Annotated in this window: 18 protein-coding genes; 5 read left to right on the plus strand and 13 right to left on the minus strand. The window is 56.5% G+C overall.

The genetic code is table 11. The features are described from left to right. The 7 genes from AWB75_RS33190 to leuC form a co-directional block, all read right to left on the minus strand. Positions 1-224 (minus strand): acyl-CoA dehydrogenase family protein (locus tag AWB75_RS33190; RefSeq protein WP_200823071.1); only part of this gene is annotated, 224 nt, incomplete at its 3' end. 84 nt (positions 225-308) lie between these two features. Then, on the minus strand, positions 309-3851 hold the full coding sequence (locus AWB75_RS33195; RefSeq protein ID WP_235012366.1) for an indolepyruvate ferredoxin oxidoreductase family protein: 3543 nt from the start codon (positions 3849-3851) through the stop codon (positions 309-311). A 340-nt stretch (positions 3852-4191) separates the two neighbouring features. Continuing rightward, on the minus strand, positions 4192-5370 hold the full coding sequence (locus tag AWB75_RS33200) for a porin (protein ID WP_061128216.1): 1179 nt from the start codon (positions 5368-5370) through the stop codon (positions 4192-4194). 382 nt (positions 5371-5752) lie between these two features. Further along, the gene (locus tag AWB75_RS33205) at positions 5753-7201 is read right to left on the minus strand and encodes an MFS transporter (protein WP_061128217.1); all 1449 of its coding nucleotides are present in this window, start codon (positions 7199-7201) and stop codon (positions 5753-5755) included. A gap of 130 nt (positions 7202-7331) precedes the next feature. After that, a complete protein-coding gene (leuB, locus tag AWB75_RS33210; protein ID WP_061128218.1) occupies positions 7332-8399 on the minus strand; it encodes a 3-isopropylmalate dehydrogenase in 1068 nt (355 codons plus the stop codon). Positions 8400-8431: 32 nt separating this feature from the next. After that, positions 8432-9082, minus strand: a complete 651-nt coding sequence (gene leuD, locus AWB75_RS33215) for a 3-isopropylmalate dehydratase small subunit (protein WP_061128219.1) — start codon at positions 9080-9082, stop codon at positions 8432-8434. 24 nt (positions 9083-9106) lie between these two features. Further along, positions 9107-10522 (minus strand): 3-isopropylmalate dehydratase large subunit, encoded by a 1416-nt coding sequence (leuC, locus tag AWB75_RS33220; protein WP_061128220.1) that lies wholly within the window; start codon positions 10520-10522, stop codon positions 9107-9109. Positions 10523-10783: 261 nt separating this feature from the next. On the opposite strand from leuC, the gene AWB75_RS33225 reads away from it, so the two are divergent. Next, a complete protein-coding gene (locus AWB75_RS33225; protein ID WP_061128221.1) occupies positions 10784-11689 on the plus strand; it encodes a LysR family transcriptional regulator in 906 nt (301 codons plus the stop codon). A gap of 181 nt (positions 11690-11870) precedes the next feature. Here AWB75_RS33225 and AWB75_RS33230 read toward each other — a convergent pair whose 3' ends face one another. The 5 genes from AWB75_RS33230 to AWB75_RS33250 form a co-directional block, all read right to left on the minus strand. Next, positions 11871-13124, minus strand: a complete 1254-nt coding sequence (locus AWB75_RS33230) for a 2-methylaconitate cis-trans isomerase PrpF family protein (RefSeq protein WP_061128222.1) — start codon at positions 13122-13124, stop codon at positions 11871-11873. Between the two features lie 217 nt (positions 13125-13341). Then, entirely contained in the window at positions 13342-13830 is a 489-nt protein-coding gene (locus AWB75_RS39595; RefSeq protein WP_143746604.1) for a Zn-ribbon domain-containing OB-fold protein, read from the minus strand. A gap of 23 nt (positions 13831-13853) precedes the next feature. Beyond that, a complete protein-coding gene (locus AWB75_RS33240; RefSeq protein WP_061128223.1) occupies positions 13854-15029 on the minus strand; it encodes a thiolase family protein in 1176 nt (391 codons plus the stop codon). Positions 15030-15083: 54 nt separating this feature from the next. Further along, complete coding sequence (locus AWB75_RS33245; RefSeq protein WP_061128224.1) at positions 15084-16280, minus strand: CaiB/BaiF CoA transferase family protein; 1197 nt, start codon at positions 16278-16280, stop codon at positions 15084-15086. Between the two features lie 28 nt (positions 16281-16308). Continuing rightward, positions 16309-17109 carry an enoyl-CoA hydratase/isomerase family protein gene (locus tag AWB75_RS33250; protein ID WP_200823072.1) on the minus strand — a complete coding sequence of 267 codons (801 nt, stop codon included), beginning with the start codon at positions 17107-17109 and terminating at the stop codon, positions 16309-16311. Between the two features lie 187 nt (positions 17110-17296). On the opposite strand from AWB75_RS33250, the gene AWB75_RS33255 reads away from it, so the two are divergent. Continuing rightward, complete coding sequence (locus tag AWB75_RS33255; RefSeq protein WP_061128225.1) at positions 17297-18178, plus strand: LysR family transcriptional regulator; 882 nt, start codon at positions 17297-17299, stop codon at positions 18176-18178. Positions 18179-18214: 36 nt separating this feature from the next. On the opposite strand, the gene AWB75_RS39600 is transcribed toward AWB75_RS33255, so the two are convergent. Then, complete coding sequence (locus AWB75_RS39600; RefSeq protein WP_087087134.1) at positions 18215-18571, minus strand: isocitrate/isopropylmalate family dehydrogenase; 357 nt, start codon at positions 18569-18571, stop codon at positions 18215-18217. Between the two features lie 187 nt (positions 18572-18758). On the opposite strand from AWB75_RS39600, the gene AWB75_RS33265 reads away from it, so the two are divergent. The 3 genes from AWB75_RS33265 to AWB75_RS33275 all read left to right on the plus strand — a co-directional run bounded on the left by AWB75_RS33265 (position 18759) and on the right by AWB75_RS33275 (position 22786). Then, positions 18759-20384 carry a Mu transposase C-terminal domain-containing protein gene (locus AWB75_RS33265; RefSeq protein WP_061128226.1) on the plus strand — a complete coding sequence of 542 codons (1626 nt, stop codon included), beginning with the start codon at positions 18759-18761 and terminating at the stop codon, positions 20382-20384. A gap of 7 nt (positions 20385-20391) precedes the next feature. Next, positions 20392-20967, plus strand: a complete 576-nt coding sequence (locus tag AWB75_RS33270) for a TniB family NTP-binding protein (protein WP_235012368.1) — start codon at positions 20392-20394, stop codon at positions 20965-20967. 610 nt (positions 20968-21577) lie between these two features. Then, entirely contained in the window at positions 21578-22786 is a 1209-nt protein-coding gene (locus AWB75_RS33275) for an alkaline phosphatase family protein (protein ID WP_327220327.1), read from the plus strand. Positions 22787-22941: the final 155 nt, after the last annotated feature.

Below are 22941 nucleotides of genomic sequence, written 5' to 3' on the forward strand. Positions count from 1 at the left end.
TGCGCCGTGTAGCCCATGTTCGCGCCGCCGTATTCCTCGGAGACGGTCATGCCGAGCACGCCGAGATCGCCGAGCTTTTTCCAGAGGTCCATCGGGAACTGGTCGGTGTGATCGATTTCGCCCGCGCGCGGCGCGATTTCCTTCGCCGCGAAATTGGCGAGCGAATCGCGCAGCATATCAATATCTTCGCCGAGAGTGAAATTTAATCCGGTCATTCTGTTCATCTCTGTCTCCACCGCTGTTCTGCTTCACGTTGTTAGGCATACGTATGAGGAACTACACGCCATACGCGCATCATCTCTACGTTGTTAAGCCGCCGCTTTGTTCAATTGAGAATCCGTGCGTCCATATTGCGCGGTCAAGGTTTTGAGCTTCTCCTCGGCGAGTTGAGCGTTTCGATCCTTAACATGCCCGTAGCCTCGAATGGATTGCGGGAGCTTCGCAAGCTCGATAGCCGTATTGAGTCGCTGCGCATCAAGCAGGTCGATCACCTTCCGGATTGACGTCTTGTAGTCTTCGACTGCCTTGCGCTCATGGCGACGTTCCGAGGTATATCCGAAAGGATCAAGCACGGACCCTCTCAGAAATCTTGCTTTCGCCAGTACCTTGAACGCCGACAGCATCCAACTTCCATACTGCTGCTTTACGAGCCGTCCGTTGTTGTCCTTCTTCGCGAGGAGCGGTGGTGCGAGATGGAATCGAAGTTCAAAATTTCCCTCGAACATTTTCTTCGCACGCTCAACGAAGTCCGTCTCCGTATAGAGCCGTGCCACCTCGTACTCATCTTTATATGCCATCAGCTTGTACAAGCTGATGGCAATTTCTCGACTTACCTTCTCGCCGCCAATCCGGCTTTGCTCGGTCGCAGCGACCTCTCGGACGAACGACTCGTACCGACGCGCGTATGCCGCGTTCTGGTAGGCAGTCAGCCGTTCAACACGGTCAGAAATAATCTGCTCCAACGAGTTTCTCTTCGCTGGCATCAAAATCACACTTACAGACTCGCCGATACCTGCCGCTGCCCGAACTTTGTTGATATCAAGCGCTGCTTGACGTCCCCAAGCAAAAGCCGTCTTGTTCATTTCGATGGCCGCACCGTTCAACTCAATCGCGCGCATCAGCGAGCGCTCTTCGAGCGGAATGAATCCGCGTTGCCACGCAAAGCCGAGCAGGAACATGTTCGTCGCAACAGCATCACCCATGAGCGCCGTCGCGATGCGCGTTGCCTCAAGTGATTCGGTGATGAGCGAGGTCTGCTGAACTTGACTCAGCAATCCCTGCGCTGACGCAGACCAATCAGGGTCTCGAGCGAAGCTTCCGGTCGGAGCCACGTCCAGATTCAAGATAGACACCGTATCGGTCGGATCAGATAGAGCGGCTGCATCCTTTCCTGCAGCCACCATCATGTCGCAGCCAAGGATCAACTTGGCCTTTCCGGATGCAACCCGTGCGGCATGCAACGCGTCAGGGCTTTGCGCGATGCGAATATGGGACATCACCGCACCACCCTTCTGCGCCATTCCGGCCATATCCAGGACCAACACTCCCTTTCCCTCGATATGCGCGGCCATACCCATCAAGGCGCCAATAGTCACCACGCCAGTTCCGCCAACGCCGGTCACGACGACGTTGAAGGGTTCGGCCAAGTCAGGCAGCTTCGCTGGCGGCAAATCCGATGGAACCACTGCCTCCGCTTTTTGAGGCTTGCGCAAGGCGCCACCCTCGACTGTGACGAAGCTCGGGCAGAATCCCTTCAGGCACGAGTAATCCTTGTTGCACGAACTTTGGTCGATCGTGCGCTTTCGTCCGAGCGGAGTCTCAAGCGGCAAAATCGACACACAGTTCGACTGCGTTCCACAATCCCCACAACCTTCACACACTTCTTCGTTGATCAACACGCGGCGCGCAGGATCGCTCAGCTTTTTCTGCTTCCGACGACGACGCTTTTCGGCGGCGCATGTCTGGGCATAAACGATCACCGTCACGCCTTCGACGTCTCTCAACTCTCGCTGCAGTTCATCCATGTTGTCGCGATGAAGCAGCCTCGTTCCCGCAGGCAAAGTGACCGCCTGGAAATGTTCGGGTTCGTCAGTGACAAGATGCACCTGCTTCACGCCTTCTGCAGCAACCTGATTCAGTATTTGCAAAACACTTGGTGCGCCTTCAACAGGCTGGCCGCCGGTCATCGCAACAGCGTCGTTGTAGAGAATTTTGTAGGTAATGTTGACGCCAGCCGCAACGGCAGCTCGAATCGCGAGCGACCCCGAGTGCATATATGTGCCGTCGCCCAAATTGGCGAAAATGTGGCGCGTTGACGTGAAAGGTGCTTGTCCAATCCAGGAAACGCCCTCTCCGCCCATCTGCGTGAACGTTTCGGTGCTTCGGTCCATCCACATGGACATGAAATGGCAGCCGATGCCAGCCACAGCGCGACTTCCTTCCGGGACCTTTGTGGACGTATTGTGCGGGCACCCCGAGCAGAAGTACGGCACGCGCTGCGGCAGTTTCGAATGAAGCGCGGAGCGTGCTTCAGTACCGGTAGTCGGCTCCAAGAAGGCTTGTACGCTTGCGGGTAGACTATCCCTTCCGAGTGCACGGGCAAGCCGCGCCGCAATTGTTCCGGCGATTACCGAAGCGTTAAGCTCCCCATTGGGCGAGAGAAGGATGCCATCTTTTGGAATCTGAACCCACTCCCCGACCTCCGCATACTTACCGACCACGCGCGGCCGCGATGAAACGGGCTCGTTGTAGAGCTGTTCTTTAATCTGATACTCGATAATTTGCCGCTTCTCTTCGACTACCAGGATTTCGGAAAGACCGTCAGCAAACTCCCGAACGCACTGCGGCTCGAGAGGCCAAGAAACTCCAATCTTAAGCAAGCGAATTCCAAGTCGGCTCGCAGAGTTCTCGTCGAGTCCGAGAAGCGAGAGCGCCTCGCGCGTATCAAGGTAGCTCTTACCTGTGGTGACAATTCCAAAGCGGGCGTCGGGCGCGTTCCAGAGTTGGCGGTTGAGCTTATTCAGCCTCACGTACTCAAGAAGTGCGTATAGCCGCTCTCGCTGAAGCCTGTTCTCCTGCTCCAAAGGCGCGTCAGGCCAACGCAAGGAAAACCCGTCGGGCGGAATCGGATAGGTTTCGGGGATCTTGATTTCGACGGCCGATGGATCAACTTCGAACGAAGATGACGTCTCGATGGTGTCGGTAATGGTCTTGAAGCCAACCCAACAACCGGAATATCGGGACATTGCCCAACCGTGAAGGCCAAACTCTACGAACTCACGAACACCGGACGGGTTCATCACGGGCATCATCGCCGCAATGAATGCGTGTTCGCTTTGATGAGGCAGGCTCGACGACTTGCAGCTGTGGTCGTCGCCGGCGATGACCAAAACGCCACCATGTTTGGAAGTGCCAGCGATATTCCCGTGCTTGAACACATCACCGCTGCGATCAACACCTGGCCCTTTTCCGTACCACATCGAGAACACGCCGTCGACCGTTGCGTTTGGGTCGAGATTGACCATCTGGCTGCCCCAAACCGCCGTGGCCGCCAGCTCTTCGTTCAGGCCCGGGACAAACTTGATGTTGCTTGCGGTTAAATGCTTCTTCGCTTTCCACAGCTCTTGGTCCACGGCGCCAAGCGGGGAGCCTCGATAGCCGGACACGAACCCGCCTGTCTTCAAGCCTTGAGACTCGTCCCGCAGCTTTTGCGCAAGCAACATCCGCACAAGTGCCTGGGTGCCGGTCATGTAGACGCGGCCTTGCGGTTTGACGTACTTGTCTTCTAGGGACACGGACGTGGAAAGTGCGCCGATTGCCTCTTCAGGCTTTCCAACGGTCATGGACATCATGCAGTCTCCGCGGATCTATAGTTTCTTCGGAGTATAAAAATCGCTTCTCCTATCGTAAAATCATAAATTCGGAATTCCGATATGAGTTTTTCGAATGGAGCTTGCGCATCAGATTCGTTCATGGCACTGCTTGTCGTGGACGGATCGCTGGCAGGTGACTCACTGGGGGTTCGTCCGGTCGACAAGATTCGTCCCATTGCTACTGGCGCGGCGGTGTCTGGGAGCGGTGGCATTTCAAAAAGCAGATGTCATTCGATGCGATGACGCTTACGGATTGGTTCGCTAAATGAAAAAGGGGAGGCGTTCGGGCGCATCCCCATTGCGGCCAGCGCTGAAACGCTCAGAACTTGTGTCGGATTCCCGCAATCGCGACGATCTGATTCGAGGTCGACGAGGGCGTAAGTAGATTGATGCTCGCCACCGCACTACGCCCGGTCGAGTCCGTCCCGCTCGCGTGTTGATACACAGTGTCGACATACACATCGGTTCGCTTTGACAGGAAATAGTCGACCCCGAGCATGCCTTGGTGGTACTTGGCGTCGTTCACGCCGTATCCCTTGGTGTAATCGTACGCGGCGCCAAGCAATAGAGCTGGCGTCAGTTGATACTTAAAGCTGATCTCCGCGCTGTGGAATTTTGCCGAACCACCTGTGTATCCCACAGGGTTCAGGCCTGCCCCTGCTACGGTGCCGAGATCCTTAAACTGCGTGTTGCTATAGGTTGCACCGACAGTAGCGGCGCCGAATGTATAAGCCCCCCCGGCAGCGATCACCTGCTGAGTCTGTGCCGACGCGTAACCAGAAATGACGCGGCTCGCGGGAAAGTTGGAGGCCGTCGGTGTTGCCGTATCGGTTCGTGAATTTGCGTTGTTGCCCCAGAAGGAATAGTTCGGGTCTTTCACGTTAAGGTACCCAACGCCCGCTTGCAAAGGTCCTTGCGAATAGCCGACGCCTACCGACCAGATCTGATTTCGGTTGAACTGTCCGGCAACGCCACCAAGGCTATACAGGCCGCCGAATTTGAAGCCGCCGAACGTCGGACTTGTGTACTTGACGGCGTTGTTGACCCGGTTTGTATTGATCATATTGTCCAGATCCCCAGGGTGCGCGGCGAAGGACGATGCCCACTGAGCACCCACCGCGAAGCCGCCGGTGTAATCGACCACGGAGTCATACTGCCGGCCCAAGGTAGCCGTACCGAGTTGATTGGACGACAATCCGACGTACACCTGCCGACCAAACTCGTCCCCGCCCTGACCGAGCGCTCCGGTCATAATGTTGAAGCCATTCTCCATGACAAAAAGGGCTTTGACGCCACCGCCTAGGTCCTCGGTACCACGCAGCCCCCAACGACTTCCTTGGAGATTCCCGCTATTCATCGAATAGAGCTTCTGACCGCCAACGTTGTTTGAATATATAAAGCCAGCATCGACGATACCGTACAACGCGATGCTGCTTTGTGCATAAGCAGAACTCACCGATAGAGAAATGGTGGTTAGCACCAACGCTGCCTTTTTCATTGTTAAAGTCTCCAAGTTGGATCTACTTATTTCGAGTGAGACGTTGCCGACGTGCGTTGCGAATAACCATTCTATAAATCGTCCGGCGACGTCCCTCGGCGCGGATTGGCAATCAATGTCTTACGCTTGCGACGGGGATAACAGCAATTAAATCGTGCACGAAGGCGTTAGCGCTCAGCGGCAAGAGCTAAGGGTAGCTGTTCAAAACGTCTGGATAGCCACCCGGCCTTTTTAACGTCTTTTGTCGGGCTCGTTAAACCCGCGTGGCGGATCGATAGTCTCGAAGCAAGCTATTGAAAACCCTTGGTCTCTGGAAGCCCCTTCGAAAAACATGGTCGACGATGCGGCTGATTTGCCGCTCGACGACCTAATTCGGGCAAACTTAGTGAGATATGCTGTCGAGGGATTTTCCGCGCGTTTTCGGTCCCAATGCTCCAATGGTCAGAATGACGAGTAGCATTGCTCCAGCAATGAACACGAATACTCCCACAACGCCGAAGTCCTTCAAGACAAACGCAATGAGGAAGGAAGTAAATACCGCTGATAGACGGCTAAACGAGTACACAAAGCCTACGGCGCGAGCGCGGATCGTAGTCGGATACAACTCTTGCTGATACGTGTGAAAGGTGAAAGAAATGATGTTGCCTGCGAGGGTGAGGCAAACCCCTAGTGTGATGATCGCCACAGCGGCACTGACTTGTGAGAAAAGCAAGCCGCATATGATATTGACGCCAGCCATACACATGATTACGTGCTTGCGTTCAAATCGGTCCGCAATCCAAAATCCGATCAGCGGTCCGACGGGTGCTGCAAGAGCGATGATGGAAGTAAACAAAAGGCTATGTGTCACATTAATTCCTTGCTTAATGAGCAAGGTGGGCACCCAGTTTGCGAACCCGTAGAATCCGATAGTCTGGAATACGTGGAAAATGAGCAGCATGATAGTACGGCTTCGGTACGGGGGCTTCCAAATATCGGAAAAACTAGCCTGCTTGACTATGGGATCGCACGGGCCGATTTCCGGCAACTTCCCACCGCGTTCGCGAGCAACCTTTGCCTCTAATTTTGTCAAGATTGCGTTGGCTTCCTCAAAACGACCTTTGGTCGCCAACCACCGAGGACTCTCGGGCAAATTGCGCCGGAACCACCAGATAAACAGAGCACTCACTCCACCGATCAAAGCCACCCACCGCCAGCCATCGAACCCGAACGGGCTCAACGGCACCAGGAGGTATGAGAGGAATGCAACAATGGGCACAGCCGAAAAGCCGATTGCTTGGCACACGGCAAATGCACGTCCACGGAGATGCTTTGGGGCAAGCTCCGACATATAGGTGCCAATCGTAATCAACTCAACGCCAATCCCGATTCCGGAAACGAAGCGCCATGCATTAAGTCCAAATGCCGTGGTTTGAAAGGCCATCATCGCGTTCGCGGCGACATACCACAACAGCGAATATGTGAAGATGGCGCGGCGGCCAAACTTGTCCGCGAGAAATCCGCATGCAAATGTCCCGACGAACAACCCCGTGAATAAAGCAGAGATAAAACTCGCTATTCCCGAGGTTCCAAAAAGCCCCGTTGTTGTTGCGGTCAGAATTCCGCTTTTTACGAGACCGGGAGCGATATAGCCACTGAATAACAGATCGTACAGCTCGAAAAAAAATCCTAAACTGAGGACTGCAATTAGTTTCCAGACTGAACGCGTCCCCGGCAATCTATCGAGACGCGCCGATATTTCTGCGCTTTGAGAAGCGGTTGTCGCATGTTCAATTATCGAACCGTTTGATTTCGGTTGATAATCCTCCGCGTAAGGTCGGGCGCTAGCCATTTTGTCTCCTACGTTGTTGATGAATGTGCAGCGTAATACGGCCGCTTGCAGTTTTAATATCAGAATTCAGCGGCTTAAGCGCCATAAGACTCACTCTGAATGTCACCGCGGTCGAGAGCGCTGGAGACCTCTACAACGCTTTGACGACCGCGTCACCAATCTCCTTGGTGCCGACGACCACGCCGTCCGCCGTCGCGATATCGCCGGTGCGAAAGCCCTGTTCCAGCACTTTCTTAACCGCGCTTTCGATACGATCCGCCTGTTCCGTCTTGCCAAGCGAATAACGCAGCATCATCGCGGCCGAGAGGATGGTTGCGAGCGGGTTGGCGACGCCCTTGCCCGCGATGTCCGGCGCCGAGCCGTGCGACGGCTCGTACAAGCCCTTGTTGTTCTTGTCGAGCGACGCCGACGGCAGCATGCCGATGGAGCCCGTGAGCATCGCGGCTTCGTCCGAGAGGATGTCACCGAACATGTTCCCGGTGACGACCACGTCGAACGCTTTTGGCGCCTTCACGAGCTGCATCGCGGCGTTGTCGACGTACATGTGCGACAACTCGACGTCCGCATATTCCTTCGCGACGTCGATCATCGTGTCGCGCCACAGTTGCGACGTTTCGAGCACGTTCGCCTTGTCGACGCTCGTCAGCTTCTTCTGGCGCTTTTGCGCCGCCTGAAACGCGACGTGCGCGATGCGGCGCACTTCGGGCTCGGAATAGCGCATCGTGTCGAAGCCTTCCTTCGCACCCTGGAACAGACCGTCCGGGGCGTCACGCAGGCCGCGCGGCGCTCCGAAGTAGATATCGCCGTTCAGTTCACGGACGATCAGGATGTCGAGCCCAGACACGATTTCCGGCTTCAACGACGACGCGCCCGTCAGTTGCGGATAGCAGATCGCCGGACGGAAGTTCGCGAAGAGCTGCAAATGCTTGCGCAGCCCGAGAATCGCCTGTTCCGGACGCAGCGCGCGTTCGAGCTTGTCGTACTTCCAGTCGCCGACTGCACCGAATAGGATCGCGTCTGCTTCCTTCGCGAGCTGGAGCGTCGCTTCGGGCAGCGGATGGCCGCTCGCCTCGTAGCCAGCGCCGCCAACGGGCGCTTCTTCCAACTCGAACTTCTCGCCGAGCGCGTTCAGGACTTTGACCGCTTCGGCCATGATTTCCGGACCGATCCCGTCGCCGGGCAACACTGCAATCTTCATCGTCTCTTCCTTCTGCGTTTGCGCGCTTAGGTTTATCCGGTCACTCGATTGTTCAGCCACGGCTGCTTGGCGAGGCGCTCCGCTTCGAACTGCTTGATCTTGTCCGCGCGACGCAGCGTAAGGCCGATATCGTCGAAACCGTTCAGCAAACAGTACTTGCGGAAACCGGGCACTTCGAACGCGTACTCCGCGCTGTCGCCCGTACGCACGACTTGCGCCTCGAGATCGATCGTCAATTGGAAACCGACGGACGCATACGTTTCGTTGAACAGCTTGTCGACCTCCTGCTCAGTGAGCACGACCGGCAGCAGACCATTCTTGAAGCAGTTGCTGTAGAAAATATCCGCGAAGCTCGGCGCGATGATCACGCGAAAGCCGTACTGATCCAGTGCCCACGGCGCGTGCTCGCGCGAGCTGCCGCAGCCGAAGTTCTTGCGCGTGAGCAGAATCGATGCACCCTGATAGCGCGGCTGATTCAGCACGAAGTCCGGGTTCAGCGGGCGCTTGCTGTTGTCCTGACCGGGTTGTCCAACATCAAGGTAACGCCATTCGTCGAACGCGTTCGGACCGAAGCCCGTACGCTTGATCGACTTCAGGAACTGCTTCGGAATGATCGCGTCCGTGTCGACGTTCTCGCGATCGAGCGGCGCAACGAGGCCGCTATGCACAATGAATTTTTCCATGACCTTCCTCAGTGTCCCGTTCGATCAAGCAAGCTTGCGCACGTCGACGAAGTGGCCTTCTATCGCGGCGGCGGCGGCCATCGCGGGGCTCACAAGGTGCGTGCGCCCGCCCGCGCCCTGACGGCCTTCGAAATTGCGGTTCGACGTGGACGCGCAGCGCTCGCCCGGCTCCAGCCGGTCGGCATTCATCGCGAGACACATCGAGCAGCCCGGCTCGCGCCATTCGAAACCGGCGTTCGTGAAGATCTTGTCGAGACCCTCGCGCTCGGCCTGCGCCTTCACGAGACCCGAGCCCGGCACGACCATCGCGAGACGAACGTTCGACGCGACGCGCTTGCCCAGCGACTTCACGACATACGCGGCGGCGCGCAGGTCTTCGATGCGCGCGTTGGTGCACGAGCCGATGAAAATCTTGTCCGGCTTGATCGATTCGATCGGCGTGTTCGGCTGCAACGCCATATAGGTCAGCGCACGTTCCATCGCGTCGCGCTTAACGGGGTCCTTTTCCTTCTCGGGATCGGGCACGCAGCCGTCGATCGAGGTCACCATTTCGGGCGACGTACCCCACGTGACTTGCGGCAGGATTTCCGCGGCATCGATCTCGACGACGCGATCGAACTGAGCACCGTCATCCGACTTGAACTGGCGCCAGTATTCCACCGCTTGATTCCACTCATCGCCCTGCGGCGAGTACGGACGATCCATCAGATAGTTGATGGTCGTGTCGTCCACGGCGACCATGCCGGCGCGCGCGCCCGCTTCGATCGCCATGTTGCAGACCGTCATGCGGCCTTCCATCGTCAGCGCGCGGATAGTCGAGCCGCCGAATTCCATCGCGTAACCCGTGCCGCCCGCCGTGCCGATCTTGCCGATGATCGCGAGCACGATGTCCTTCGCGGTGCAGCCGCGCGGCAACTGGCCTTCGACCTTCACGAGCATGTTCTTGCTCTTCTTCTGCAGGAGCGTTTGCGTGGCGAGCACGTGCTCCACTTCCGAGGTGCCGATGCCGTGCGCGAGCGCGCCGAACGCGCCGTGCGTGGACGTGTGCGAGTCGCCGCAGACGATCGTCATGCCCGGCAGCGTCGCGCCTTGCTCCGGCCCGATGATGTGCACGATGCCCTGACGCAGATCGTTCATCTTGAACTGCGTGATGCCGAAGCTATCGCAGTTTGCGTCGAGCGTATCGACCTGCAGCTTCGAAACCGGATCGGCGATGCCGTGCGAGCGTTCGGTGGTCGGCACATTGTGGTCGGACACCGCCAGATTCGCGCTAATGCGCCACACCGGGCGCTGTGCGAGCTTCAGGCCTTCGAAGGCCTGCGGGCTCGTCACTTCGTGCAGCAGGTGACGGTCGATGTAGAGGATCGAGGTACCGTCCTGTTCGGTGTGGACGACATGCGTGTTCCACAGCTTGTCGTAGAGCGTGTTTGCTTCTGACATGAGTTAAGGCCGCACGAGTAGAGGATGATCGGTCGCACCAGCGCGATCGCGCCGGATCGAGGGGTGGGACAGCCAACGTCGCGAGGGAAAGCCCACGCAGAGTAACGTCAGCGCCGGCCGTAAGCGTGGCTGGCGTCTCGCGCGTCTTTTAATGTGTAGTAGGGCTTCATGTTGTCTCCGATTGTAATGTTTGAGCCAGTATATTTTGGTCTTCGGCAATGGTAAAATCAAAAATATCGAAACCTGATATGCGAAAACCAGATGGCTGAAAATGTGACTTTTCGCCAGCTCCGCTACTTCGTAGCGGCCGCTCAGACCGGCCAATTCTCAATGGCGGCGGCCAATGAACATGTCTCACAGTCAGCCATTACGAACGCCGTTCTGGCTCTTGAAGACATGCTCGGAAGGAAGCTGTTCGAGCGCCTTCCGCACGGTGTCGCTTTAACGCCAGAGGGTCAAGACTTTCTTAGCCACGCAAGGCGAGTCTTAGACAGCGTGCGCGACGCGATGCACAAGACGCCGTTCCGATCGCACGATTTGTGTGGGATCGTCCGAATCGCTGCTTCTTACACAGTAGTTGGTTACTTCCTTCCCGAACTGTTGGCTCGCTTTCGAGCAACGTATCCGGGCGTGAACATCGTTCTAAACGACGTTGATCGCGTGTCTATTGAGCATATGGTGGCAAACGGCGACGTGGATGTAGGCGTTGCGATCCTCTCCAATATTGAACGGATGTCACGATTCGAGAGCCATGTATTAATCCGTTCCCGACGTCAACTGTGGCTAGCACCGACACATCCACTCGCGGAGAATGCTTCACCCTCCCTTAAGGATATAGCCGCTTACCCATACGTTCAGGTGACCGTCGATGAAGGCGAAGAGTCGACCAGTCGATATTGGAAGAAGCAACGCCTTGCACCGAACATCGCTTTTAGGACCACCTCAATGGAAGCTTTGCGTGGCCTGGTCGCTCATGGGTTTGGCGTTACCATACTTTCCGATATGCTCTTTAGACCATGGTCGCTTGAAGGTAAGCCAATCGTGGCCCGTCCAGTGGCGGATACCGTTCCTCAAATGGACGCGGGTCTAATATGGCGTAAAGGCAATGGGATGACGGAACCGGGGAAGGCCTTTCAGCAATTCCTCATCCATGCATGTGGGAGTTGAGCGGCAAGGAAGAACGTAGGTAGTAGCCACGACGGTTCGTCGTGCCCTACCGACGTAGAAACGTCAGTTCTTCAGTGTTTGCATCGCAGCGGCAACGCGGCATTTCTCGCGCATCGAGCGTCGCCGCCCGACGCGCACAATTGAATTAGTCTTCTATACCGTCGCACAATCTCCGATCGTCTCAAACGAGACGTTCGCGGCTTGCGAATACGGTTCCTTCCATCAGCTTGCGGGCGGTGCGTAGCAGTTGAGCTTTGTTCACCGTGTAATTTCCCCCGTGCGGATCCCGGCTGACTTCGATCTCGACATCGATTGTGCCGACCGGATGTGCAATGCGGAAAATTCCATTTTTGAGCGATTGAGAGCTTGCGACCTCATTAACGATCGAACCGGAAAGCGCAGCCGCAACGCCCGTACACACGCTGCCCGTCGCCCAATACGCTTTGTGCGCCAGTTGCATTGTGAAGCCGCGCGCCATGAAATCGCATGTGTCTGCGGAGCGCGTCGTACGCTCATCGAAGGTGACCCAGTCCTGCGCCTCCGATACAAGCGACACAAATGGCGTGCCAGGGGATTTCCAGATCGAGTCCTTAACGTCCTCGACAAAGCCGAGTCGCTGAGCGACAGCTCCTCGAAGATGTTCGACGGCCGCCATCAGCTTTGTGTCGCTTTGGATTGCAATGGGATCTTCGTTTCCCTTCAGGCCAAACGACGATGCACGTGCGAAAACGATCAGATTAGCGATGTCAACGACCGAAGCTTCTATCGGTCCGAAACCAGGCACATCAAAGGTATCGCGTAAGTTTCCCGTAGGCAGAAGCTTCCCAGTTCGCCCACCAGCAGTTGCTTTGAAGTCAAGTCGTACCGGAGCACCCGTACCGGGTACGCCGTCGCAACGAAAGTCGCCCGTCGTGATGACCCGCCCATCTTTGACATTTAAAGTGACGTAAAAAAGCGTTCCGTCGTTGGTGTTGTGAATGGTGACCGTTTGCTGCCCTTCGGTCGGCTTTACCAGTCCGCTCTCGATCGCAAAGGGTGCCACCGCGGCAGAAATGTTCCCACAGTTCAAGTCAGTCGCAACGATGTTCGAGTCAATGCCCACTTGAAAGAAGGAGTAGTCGACATCCGCGTCCGGATGAGTTGACGGGCCTATCAATGCAAATTTGCTGGTGACCAGATCGGCACCGCCGATTCCGTCGATTTGACGCCGATCCGGACTTCCGAATACAGCGCGAATCCAAGAGTCGAGATCGTCAGTAGCCTCTTGCGGAAGATCGCTCCGCAGGACGAATAGGGCCTTACTGGTACCACCACGGTACCATGTCGCCCGCGTAGCGATCACGCCGTCGTCCTTGATAGATTCACCTTCCGCACGGCAACCTTCACCAAGCACCACCGCATTGTCTCGCGTCGAACTAGACTCATTGATCAACATAATCTACCCATTAGTTAAGCTGGAAATGCCACCACGGCTTTTCGGCGGTAAGAGCCGTTTGGCGTAACGACTGTCCGACGCCCCCTCGGCCACAAGCACGATCTCGTCCTCGACGAGATCTCTACACATCGTGACCGGCCATTTCTCAAAGTATAAAAATGAAGCGGCATATCGTAAAACCACAAATTCGCATCCATGGTATTCGCATTTGCGATACCTAAGTCTGCCTACCGTCCGCGGGCGTTTTCCCGTCGTATTCGTCCGTAGAACCCTTACGCAATGTGGCCGACTGTGCCGCCATGCCAGGGTTGAACCTGTTTGCCAACCTGGCGCCGTGTTGCTTACGACCGTTATGTGTATATATTTCGATTTGGACCCGCTCTCCAATCCACGAACTTTCTGGCTGTGTACCGACGAGCTGAGTAATCAAGATCGGTCCTTCATCAAGCTCGACCGCTATGGAGTTGCACGGCGTCGGATGATCCCCGAAGTACTGTCGTCTGAAAACAACCCAGCTTAGGATCGTCGCTCCGCCAGAAATCCTTTCCCAAACGGTTTGATCTGAAAGGCAGTTCGGACAATGCGATGCCGGCGGGTACCGGAATTGAGCGCATGATTCACAACGCTGAAGCTCGAGAACGCCCGACTCCATGCTTTTCCACATTGGTTCGTCATACAAACCCCTGACGGGTTTCGAGTTTTCCATCACTCTATACTCCCATTGGTTTATCAGTGCCCGTATAGAATCGATACAGCTTTCCCGGCCACGTCGGAGCTGTAGTGCACGAAACGGCAGTCTTTTACCTGCCGGTCGCCGCAAGTTCCACGAAGCTGTCTGACCGCCTCGATCTGATGGTTCCACCCTTGCATGTACGACTCGGAGAGGTGCCCACCACTCGTGTTGATGGGTAGGTGACCTGCCAGCGAGATTCCCTCTTCCCGAATGAAACGAGCGGCACCGCCGACCTCGCAGTAGCCGTACCCTTCGAGAGCCAACGGTACGTGGCACGAGAAACTATCGTAGATCTGGAGGGAGCTGACGTCGGCGGGCGAGACGCCAGCCATGTTGAACATCTGCTCTCCTGCTCGTTTTTGTGCGGGTCGGTAGAACTCAGACAGTCGAGGCTGCAGACTCGTCGCTCCTACATTGAGATCATATCGACCAAACGCGTTGATGCTCACGGCCTTTGATTTCAGGCGCTTTGCCCGGCATGCGTCAGTAATGATCAGTGCGACGCCACCATCGTTCACGAGGCAGTAGTCGAGCAAGTGAAGCGGCTCACAGATGTACGGTGACGCCATGTAATCATCCACACTGATAGGCTTGCGCATGATCGCGTGCGGGTTGAGGCTCGCTGCAAGCCGCTGAGCAACAGCAACTTCCGCTAGGTCACGTTCCGTAAAGCCTGTCTCGTGCATGTAGCGTCGCATTGTCATCGCGTACAGGGCGCCTTGAGAAGTCAAAGCCCATGGAGCGTGATAAACATACGATAGATACTCCGAGCCGTATGCGGCGTCGGCCCCTCCATAACTCACCGCGGCAGACCGTTGATTGTTTCCGTACACGAGCGCAACAGTCGTGGCCATCCCAGAATAGATAGCCATGCAGGCTTGCAGGATTCCTTGCATGGCATCAGCGGATCCGCCCCAACGCACATCAAGACCAAGGACTTCACCCACCCGCTCGTACGAGGTTGTAGGGCCGACGATCAATCCATCAATCTGATTTTTCGACAAGCCGGCATCGTCTAACGCATCGACGAATGCGCTCACTCCGTATCCCACTGCATCTCGGGGTCTTTCGCCGGCCCGCACGCGCCGATAGTCGTCCGGCCAGTCGGTGTGACCGACCCCGACGATCGCAGCGATCCCGCCTAGACTCCTCATATTCGAATCTGAAACCATTTATACTCCTAAATTCTGCAAGATCGTCGCGAAACGACTAAAGGCGCACGGTGACTAGCTTTTTGTGACGCCCTCGTTCATCAGACGCTCTACTTCGATAGCCGTGTACCCGAGTTCGCCAAGAATCTCTGCAGTGTGCTGGCCAAGCGATGGCGGCGGACGATGAGGCGTTGCTTGGCTCTCTCGACTATTCACAGGAAACCCCGGCACGCGAAACGTTCGACCGTCCTCCGTTTCCATTGTTGCGATAAGGCCCATGTGCTGTAACGCGGGGTTTTCCATAACGTCCTCGTAGGTGCATACCTTGCTGCAGAGGATGTCATTGGCGTCGAACAGCGCCAGCCAATGAGCGCATCGTTGCGCCATGAATGCCGCACTTAGTTCAGCGCGCATCGCCGAACGATTTACCACCCGTAGGCTGGACGTTACGAAACGCGGATCATCAATGAGGCGTGGAAGCCCTAAGATATTGCATAAACGACTCCACCTATCTCCCAAGTACGCGGCAACCATTACCCAACCGTCGCTTGCTTGGAACGCTTCGTTAGGCGCGGAATACGGTGCAGCACTACCGGTTCGCGTTGGCAGCGCCTTGTCACCAAGAAATCCCGTAATCGAGGATTGCTGAATGGCTAGGGCCGAAGCGAATAAGCTAACGTCCAAATATCCGCCGATCCCGGTGCGATGCCGCTTGAACAACTGGCTGAGCACGGCGATCGTAGCGATGTATCCAGTCGAAACATCGACGATTGGCGCTTGAACCTTGCTTGGTGCGTCGCCGTTGTCTCCGAGCAGCATCATCAGTCCAGACGCGGCTTGCAAAATCCCATCTACGCCTGCCTTTGAGGCATAGTCGCCGGTGCTTCCGTAGGCGGAAACAGAGCAGTACACGATACGCGGATTCGACTCCCTCACGGACTCGTAATCCAAAGCAAACCGCGACATGACTCCGGGGCGAAAGCTCTCTACGACTACGTCCGCGGTACTGATCAAACGCCTAGCGATCTGCAAGCCTGTTTCGCTTTTCAAGTCGAGAACTATGCTGCGCTTGTTTCGATTGAATCCAACGAAGACCGCGCTCTCAGTCTCATCGACCCAAGGAGGTCCCAACATACGCCCCACGTCACCGGTCGCGGGCTCAATCTTCACGACATCCGCCCCCAAATCCCCAAGATACATGGAGCAAGTCGGGCCTGCACCGATCTGACTGAAATCGACGACTTTGATCCCTTCCAGGCTTTGTCTGAGCATATTTCAATCTCCTAACTATTCTTCATGCTTACTTTGCGCGGTACGTAGGCTTGCGTTTCTCGGCGAACGCCTTGCGCCCTTCGACCCTGTCCTCGGTGGCGTACAGATGTCCCCAAAGCAGTTCTTCAACATCGGTTGCCTCTCGAAGAGAGAGCTCCGCGGCCTTGTCGGCGAGTAGCTTCGCGCTGCGCACTGCTAACGGCGCGTTTTCAGAGATGCACTGCGCGATTTCCCTGGCGCGCGGGAGCAGGTCCTGCGTCGCGACAACTTCACTTACGAGGCCCCACTGAAGCGCCCATTTGGCGTCGACGATTGAGCCAGTGAGGAGTAGTTGCATTGCTGCGGCACGCGGCAACGAACGCAGTAAGCGTTGAATTCCAGCCACTGCGGGAATCGAACCGATACGAACTTCTGTAAGCCCAAATCGCGCGTTTTCTGAGGCGATGCACAGATCGCAATTCAGCGCGATTTCCGTCCCTCCACCGACTGCAACTCCGTTGACTGCGGCGATGACCGGCTTACGGATTCCGAGCTTGGGCAGGGCGATATTCCGGATATAAAGAGGGTGTGTGGATCCTACCTCCCGGTCGAAATATCCTTCGATGAAACTGCGGTCGGCCGGAAGCGTCTCTTTAATATCGGCGCCCGCACAAAACGCATCGGGTCCGGCGCCGGTAACAATGGCAACGAGTGCGCTTGGGTCTTCATCAAAGCGAAGTAGCGCATCGCGTAGGTCCACCATCGTCTGAGGAGCGAGGGCGTTCCGGCGCTCCTCTCGATCGATAGTAATTGTGACAATCCCACCGTCGTTCACGTATCTGATGTCCAACGTCTCTCTCCTATATCGGTTCCGAACCATCCTACGTTGCATAACCCATCGCGTCCAATTGTAGTTTTTTGCCTGAAATGATAGATAATGGTGATGAATCGGCGGCCTAGTCCCATGGAATGAGGAAAAGAAGGCGTAGAATCCGAAATGGACGTTTTCACAAACATGCGTTTGATCACTATCGTTTATGAGTCGAATTGCGCTCTATCATCTTGAGACGTTGCTGTGGATTGCCCGGCTAGGCACGTTCGGAGCGGCGGCGGAACGGTTGAACACAACGCAGCCCTCCGTGTCAGCCCGGATTCGAGAACTGGAGGAACAGATCGGAATTAAGCTCTTCCGGAAGGAAGGGCGAAGAATGGCCCTGACAGTCAAAGGGCGGCTTCTTGTACAGCAATGCGAGCCACTGTGGTCTGAACTTCAGGCGACATTGATGTCTGCAGAAGCATATTCAAGCGCCTCAGGCATCGTTAAAATCGGATGTGGCGAAATAGCCGCCTCCCTATGGCTACCTGCTCTGACAAAGGCGATTAAACACGCGCTTCCGAATTTGACTTTGGAGATCGATGTCGATTTGACAATTTCTCTTCACCAGAAGATCGAAGCTGGTCTGCTTGATGTCGCTTTAGTTGTCGGTCCGGTCGACACTCCCCTATTAATTGCAAACCGAATAGCGGCAATCGAAATGGGCTGGTACGCTACCGAGGAAATTTCAAGACGCCTTGACGGCGAAGCAGACTTTGGGGAAATCCCTTTATGGAGCCTTTCACGTCCGTCTCACCAGTATCAACTAATCGTTGAATCACTGCGCAACGCTAAACTTAGCAGTCGGATTATCAATACGTGCAACAACGTCAGGACGCTAATTGATATAGTGGCCAGTGGCGCTGGAGTCGGCGTACTTCCCTCAAGAATGCTTAAATCGCAGCTGGATAGGGGTCAACTGGTTCCGATTTCTCCTCGCCTTCCGGCTTATCCAATCGAGTTTTTTGCCGTTATGCGTCGAATGGAAAACGAGCCAATAGTACTTGACGTCTTCCGGCGTCTCCAGGCAATCTGGGACGCTTAGATCGAGGACAAACGCGAGAGTAAATGACGCAGTTACTCACAGTGCCCTTACGATTGCATCGCCCATGAGCGCCGTGCTCACTCGAACGCATCCTGCTTCCGCAATGTCAGCGGTCCGCAATCCCGCGCCTATCACTGTCGAAACCGCAGAGCGAATCCTTGCGGCATAGGCGGGCTTATTTGCTGCAACGTCCAAGAGGTCGGCTGCTGCCAATATCGCACCAATCGGATTCGCGCTTCCCGAATTAGCAATCGTGGAGGCGGGGCCATGCGCTGGTCCAAACAAACGGGTCCCTCGCATGCCATTCGACGCCCGATGAAGCATTCCGTTGGACCCGGCGTACACACTTGCCTGCGACTGTTGAGGTTCGTTAATTCCGCTAATGACGCCCATATATCGCGCTAATGACGCCGCCGCCTAAACCATTGATTTATGAAGCAATTTCTCCCTTCTGAAGCGTTGGATAGTGTTGCGCAAATGCCACGCCCAAAGCGACTACTGTTCATCAATTCCGCTAATGTATCCCCGTTGCCCAACAATTGTACTAATGTAGGTGGCACCCTTCTCGCGGACAAGGTCGATGGCCAAACCAGAGAACGATGCTGAGCGGGAGGCGGCCATCGCCCGCGTGCTTCGCCCGCTGGGGACCGGGCCGCTGCCACTTGAGCAGGCGAAGCAGGCTGCGAAACTGCTTAACCTGCATTGGGCGACTGTCTACCGTCTTCGACGGCGCTTTCTTTCGAATCCGGTAACTAGCGCAGTGAAGGCTCGCGAGCGCGGGCCGAAGCGTGGAAAACGCCAGCTGGGCGGCCGCACTGAGGCGATCGTCGATGACGTCCTCAACGTATGGCTGCCGAAGCAACGCCAGCTTGCCCATCCCCTCTCCGATCTCACGCTTGAAATACGTCGAAGATGTGCGGAGAGCGGTGCGCGGCCACCGAGCCGCAGCACGGTTGCACGGTGGTGGGCGACTCATCGCGAAACGCAGGCGCTTGAGCGCGTAAACGCCGATCAGCCTCCCGGAAACTTTGTCGTCCGCAACCCGCTCAACGTCGTGCAAGTCGACCATACCCAGGCTGACCTTCTCGTGGTCGATGACCTTTTGCGCCGTCCGCTCGGTCGGCCATGGCTTTCGCTCGCCGTCGACGTTGCTACGCGCTGCGTGGTGGGCTTCTACCTCGGCATGGATCGCCCAGGCGCGGCGACCGTTGCCTTGTTGCTCACACGAGTTGTGCTGCCCAAAGCGGAATGGCTCGAGAAGCTCGGCGTTCAGGCTGAATGGCCAATGCATGGCATGCCGCGGGTGCTGCACCTGGACAATGCCGCGGAGTTCAAGAGTCGAGCGTTACTTGCGGGATGCGCCGAGTATGGCATTGAGCTCATGTACCGCCCTGTTGGACGCCCGCACTTCGGTGGTCATATCGAGAGACTTAACCGCACCCTGATGGAGCGTGTCCACGGTCTGCCAGGCAGCACAGGATCCTCGCCGAAAGGGCGAAAAGCACGCCCACCAGAAAAACAGGCTGCCTTGACTTTGCGCGAATTCGAGCAATGGCTCGCGCTTGAAATAGCCCAGCACTATCATCACAGCGCCCACCGCGGGCTGCTGGGCGCCACGCCCGCAAGCACGTGGACGAGCCGGACTGCCGCTGCGCCTGCTCCGACGTTGCCGGAAAGTCCCGACGCCGCGTTGCGGTTTTTGGTGCGATTTCTCCCGATCGCTCGCCGAACGATACAGAGCGACGGACTAACGCTGTTTTACGTTCGCTACTGGCACCCTATCTTCTCGGCGTGGCGCGAAGACCGTCGCTTGGTGACCATTCGCTACCATCCCGAGGATCTCTCAAGGATATTCGTCAGTTCGACCGGCAAGGAGTTCATCGAAGTCCGATATGCAGACCTGCGCCGCCCGCCGATTTCCCTATGGGAACAACGTGCCGCGGTCAAAGCTCTGCGCGACGAAGGTCAGCGCACCATCTCCGAGGTCATGGTGTTCCGTACGATTGAGCAGCAACGCCGTCTGATCGCCGACGCGAAAAGCATGGCCCGAAAAGCAAAGCGCCACAGCACACCCGCACGCGAACACTCGGCACACGGAATCTTCGAGCAGGGTGCCAGCCCCAGTGCCGCGAGCGCCTCGACGCAGCAACCGGATCCCGTCGATTACAGCAAGCCGGCGACGGCCTACGACGTTGAGCAATGGTGATGCGTAGATGAAATCGCCTCCCCTTTCCCATCTACTGCCGGCGACACGGTCACAGGCACAGCTGGACGATGACGCACGCATTCAATGCCTGTTACGCGATCGCTGGATTGATTATCCACGAGCCACCCAAGCACTCGAACAGCTTGAACGGTTGTTTGTCACGCCGCGGCGCGAACGCATGCCGTGCCTGTTGCTACATGGCGACTCAAACATCGGCAAGACGCAAATCACCGCCAAGTTCCGCCGCCGGCATCCCGATGTTTTCGACGAACTCCGCGGCATGGAAATGCGCCCTATCATTTCGATGCAAATGCCGCCGACGCCTGATCAGCATCGCTTCTACTCGTCGCTTCTGTTTGAACTCGGCGCGCCGCACAACGCCGCTGCCGGGTTAGCCGTACTTGAGCGTCTCGCGAGGGATCTGCTGCACCGGATGGCGCCCAACATGTTGATCGTCGATGAAGTCCATCACCTTCTCGCAGGCACATATCGCGAGCAACGCGCGTCGCTCAATCTGCTGAAATTCTTGGCCAACGATCTGCGGGCGACCATGGTGCTCGTCGGCACCCGTCCCACGAAGTAAAGGTGGGACATGTTAGGGCGCTGCAGAGCTCGATTTTCCGGCGCACGGGCCCTTCAGCGCACCGAACTTTACTTTGCTCAGATGCGAACTAAACATCAATCTTGTGAAAGGAGAGAAGTGAAAGTGTGACTTTGCGAAGTGAAGGTGGTGATTGACTCGTCGACTCAGTCCCGAGCAGCTACGCGTCTAACATTCAAACAAGATCAAGCGCACAAGGCGGAACCGTCATACATTTCGGTATCCAAACGTTCTTCTGCCCTGTCCCCTATACCGTCGCACACCCGCTACCCTTTTACAACCGGACGGCAATCCCGATTTCGTTTCGTTAAGTCCGGGCAGGCACGACGTTGCCCTGGTCGAAGCGTGTCGCACGCTGCCTTGCCATTGAGCCGGACAGTTACATCTTTACCTCGCTATTAGCCGAGTTTCAACTTTACTTCCCGAAACGCACCAACTTTCTTTCGGGTGACGGCATGCGACGCGTGAAAATCCGAGCGGTTGTCTCGGCGATCTTTTCGCTTGGGTCGAGGCCAGTATTGGCGCGGGCAGCAACGGCAAGCCGCAGCCTACGCCATTTACCGACCAGACCACCGGTGAAGGCTCGAATGCGCTGGGCTTCTACAACGTCAACAATGGTGACATGCCGTACTTTACGCAACTGGCCCGGCAATACACCATGAGCGACAACTATCATCAACCGGTGATGGGCGGCACGGGCGCGAACAGCATCATGATCGGCGCCGCTGACGCGTACTATTACACCGACGGTGATGGTAACCCCGCCACCCCGCCGTCGGACCAAATCGAAAATCCGAATCCATTGCCCGGCACCAACAACTGGTACACGCAGGACGGCTATTCGGGCGGCAGCTACAGCAATTGTTCGGATGCGAGCCAACCGGGTGTCGGTCCTATCCGCCGATACCTCGAATCGCTGCCGTACGATCCGAAGCCGAACTGCGCGCCGGCGCATTACTACCTGCTCAACAATTACAACCCAGGCTACAACGGTGACGGCACGGTGCTGGATAGGACAAAGTCGCCGTTCACGATCCCGCCCTCACCGGTGCGCACGATCGGCGATACGCTGCTTGATCGCAATATTCCGTGGAAGTACTACGGCGAGGGTTGGCGCAGCTTCATCAGCGATCCGTCGAAGAGCGTCTATTGCAACATCTGCAACCCGTTCCTGTATGAGACGTCCATTATGACAAACCAACAAGTTCGCGAGACGCACCTTGCGGACCTGCCGGACTTGTATGCGGACATCAGCTCTGGCAATTTGCCCGCCGTCTCGTTCGTGAAGCCGGGCGGGCTGCTCGACGGCCATCCGACATCGTCCAAATTTGGACTGTATGAGGCATTCGTCAGGAAGCTGGTCGATGCGGTAAAGAGCGATCCGAAGCTGTGGGCCACGACGGCGATCTTCATCACCACGGACGAGGGCGGCGGCTACTATGATTCCGGTTACATCCAGCCGGTCGACTTTTTCGGCGACGGCTCGCGTATCCCGATGATCGCGGTGTCAAAGTATTCCGCCGGAGGACGCATTTCCCACAGCTATGCAGATCATGCGTCGTTGGTGAAATTCATTGAGCGCAACTGGGGCCTGCCACCGATTACCGGACGCAGCCGCGATAATCTACCTAACCCCGTCCAGCAGAGCGACAATCCGTACGTGCCAGTGAACGCACCCGCGATCGGCGATCTGTTCGACCTTTTCGACTTCCGTCGGGACGCTGACGAGCACGAGCGTGGTAAGCGACGCTCGCACGAAAATGACGGAGACAGCGGCGGTATGGGATGGTGGCCTTTCTGATCGTCCCCTGCCCGCTGGCTCACTTCGCGAGCAAGAAAACCCAGACCGCCACGTTCCAGTGGCGGTTTTTTCTCTTGAGGTAACTACGATTGCTGGAAAATGGCGTCCCCGCTGATCAACGAACTTCGCGTCGAGCCACGAAAACTCCCAGCCGA

The organism is Caballeronia catudaia (assembly GCF_001544755.2).
GTDB lineage: Bacteria > Pseudomonadota > Gammaproteobacteria > Burkholderiales > Burkholderiaceae > Caballeronia > Caballeronia catudaia.

Excerpts from the sequence above, each read along its gene's own strand:
- AWB75_RS33245 (WP_061128224.1), bottom strand. The coding sequence starts at position 16,280 with ATGCTCAGACAAAGCCTGGAAGGGATCAAAGTCGTCGATTTCAGTCAG.
- leuC (WP_061128220.1), bottom strand. The coding sequence starts at position 10,522 with ATGTCAGAAGCAAACACGCTCTACGACAAGCTGTGGAACACGCATGTC.
- leuD (WP_061128219.1), bottom strand. The coding sequence starts at position 9,082 with ATGGAAAAATTCATTGTGCATAGCGGCCTCGTTGCGCCGCTCGATCGC.
- AWB75_RS33205 (WP_061128217.1), bottom strand. The coding sequence starts at position 7,201 with ATGGCTAGCGCCCGACCTTACGCGGAGGATTATCAACCGAAATCAAAC.
- AWB75_RS33225 (WP_061128221.1), top strand. The coding sequence starts at position 10,784 with ATGGCTGAAAATGTGACTTTTCGCCAGCTCCGCTACTTCGTAGCGGCC.
- AWB75_RS33255 (WP_061128225.1), top strand. The coding sequence starts at position 17,297 with ATGAGTCGAATTGCGCTCTATCATCTTGAGACGTTGCTGTGGATTGCC.
- AWB75_RS33200 (WP_061128216.1), bottom strand. The coding sequence starts at position 5,370 with ATGAAAAAGGCAGCGTTGGTGCTAACCACCATTTCTCTATCGGTGAGT.
- AWB75_RS33230 (WP_061128222.1), bottom strand. The coding sequence starts at position 13,124 with ATGTTGATCAATGAGTCTAGTTCGACGCGAGACAATGCGGTGGTGCTT.
- AWB75_RS33270 (WP_235012368.1), top strand. The coding sequence starts at position 20,392 with ATGAAATCGCCTCCCCTTTCCCATCTACTGCCGGCGACACGGTCACAG.
- AWB75_RS39595 (WP_143746604.1), bottom strand. The coding sequence starts at position 13,830 with ATGGAAAACTCGAAACCCGTCAGGGGTTTGTATGACGAACCAATGTGG.
- leuB (WP_061128218.1), bottom strand. The coding sequence starts at position 8,399 with ATGAAGATTGCAGTGTTGCCCGGCGACGGGATCGGTCCGGAAATCATG.
- AWB75_RS33265 (WP_061128226.1), top strand. The coding sequence starts at position 18,759 with ATGGCCAAACCAGAGAACGATGCTGAGCGGGAGGCGGCCATCGCCCGC.
- AWB75_RS33195 (WP_235012366.1), bottom strand. The coding sequence starts at position 3,851 with ATGATGTCCATGACCGTTGGAAAGCCTGAAGAGGCAATCGGCGCACTT.
- AWB75_RS39600 (WP_087087134.1), bottom strand. The coding sequence starts at position 18,571 with ATGGGCGTCATTAGCGGAATTAACGAACCTCAACAGTCGCAGGCAAGT.
- AWB75_RS33240 (WP_061128223.1), bottom strand. The coding sequence starts at position 15,029 with ATGGTTTCAGATTCGAATATGAGGAGTCTAGGCGGGATCGCTGCGATC.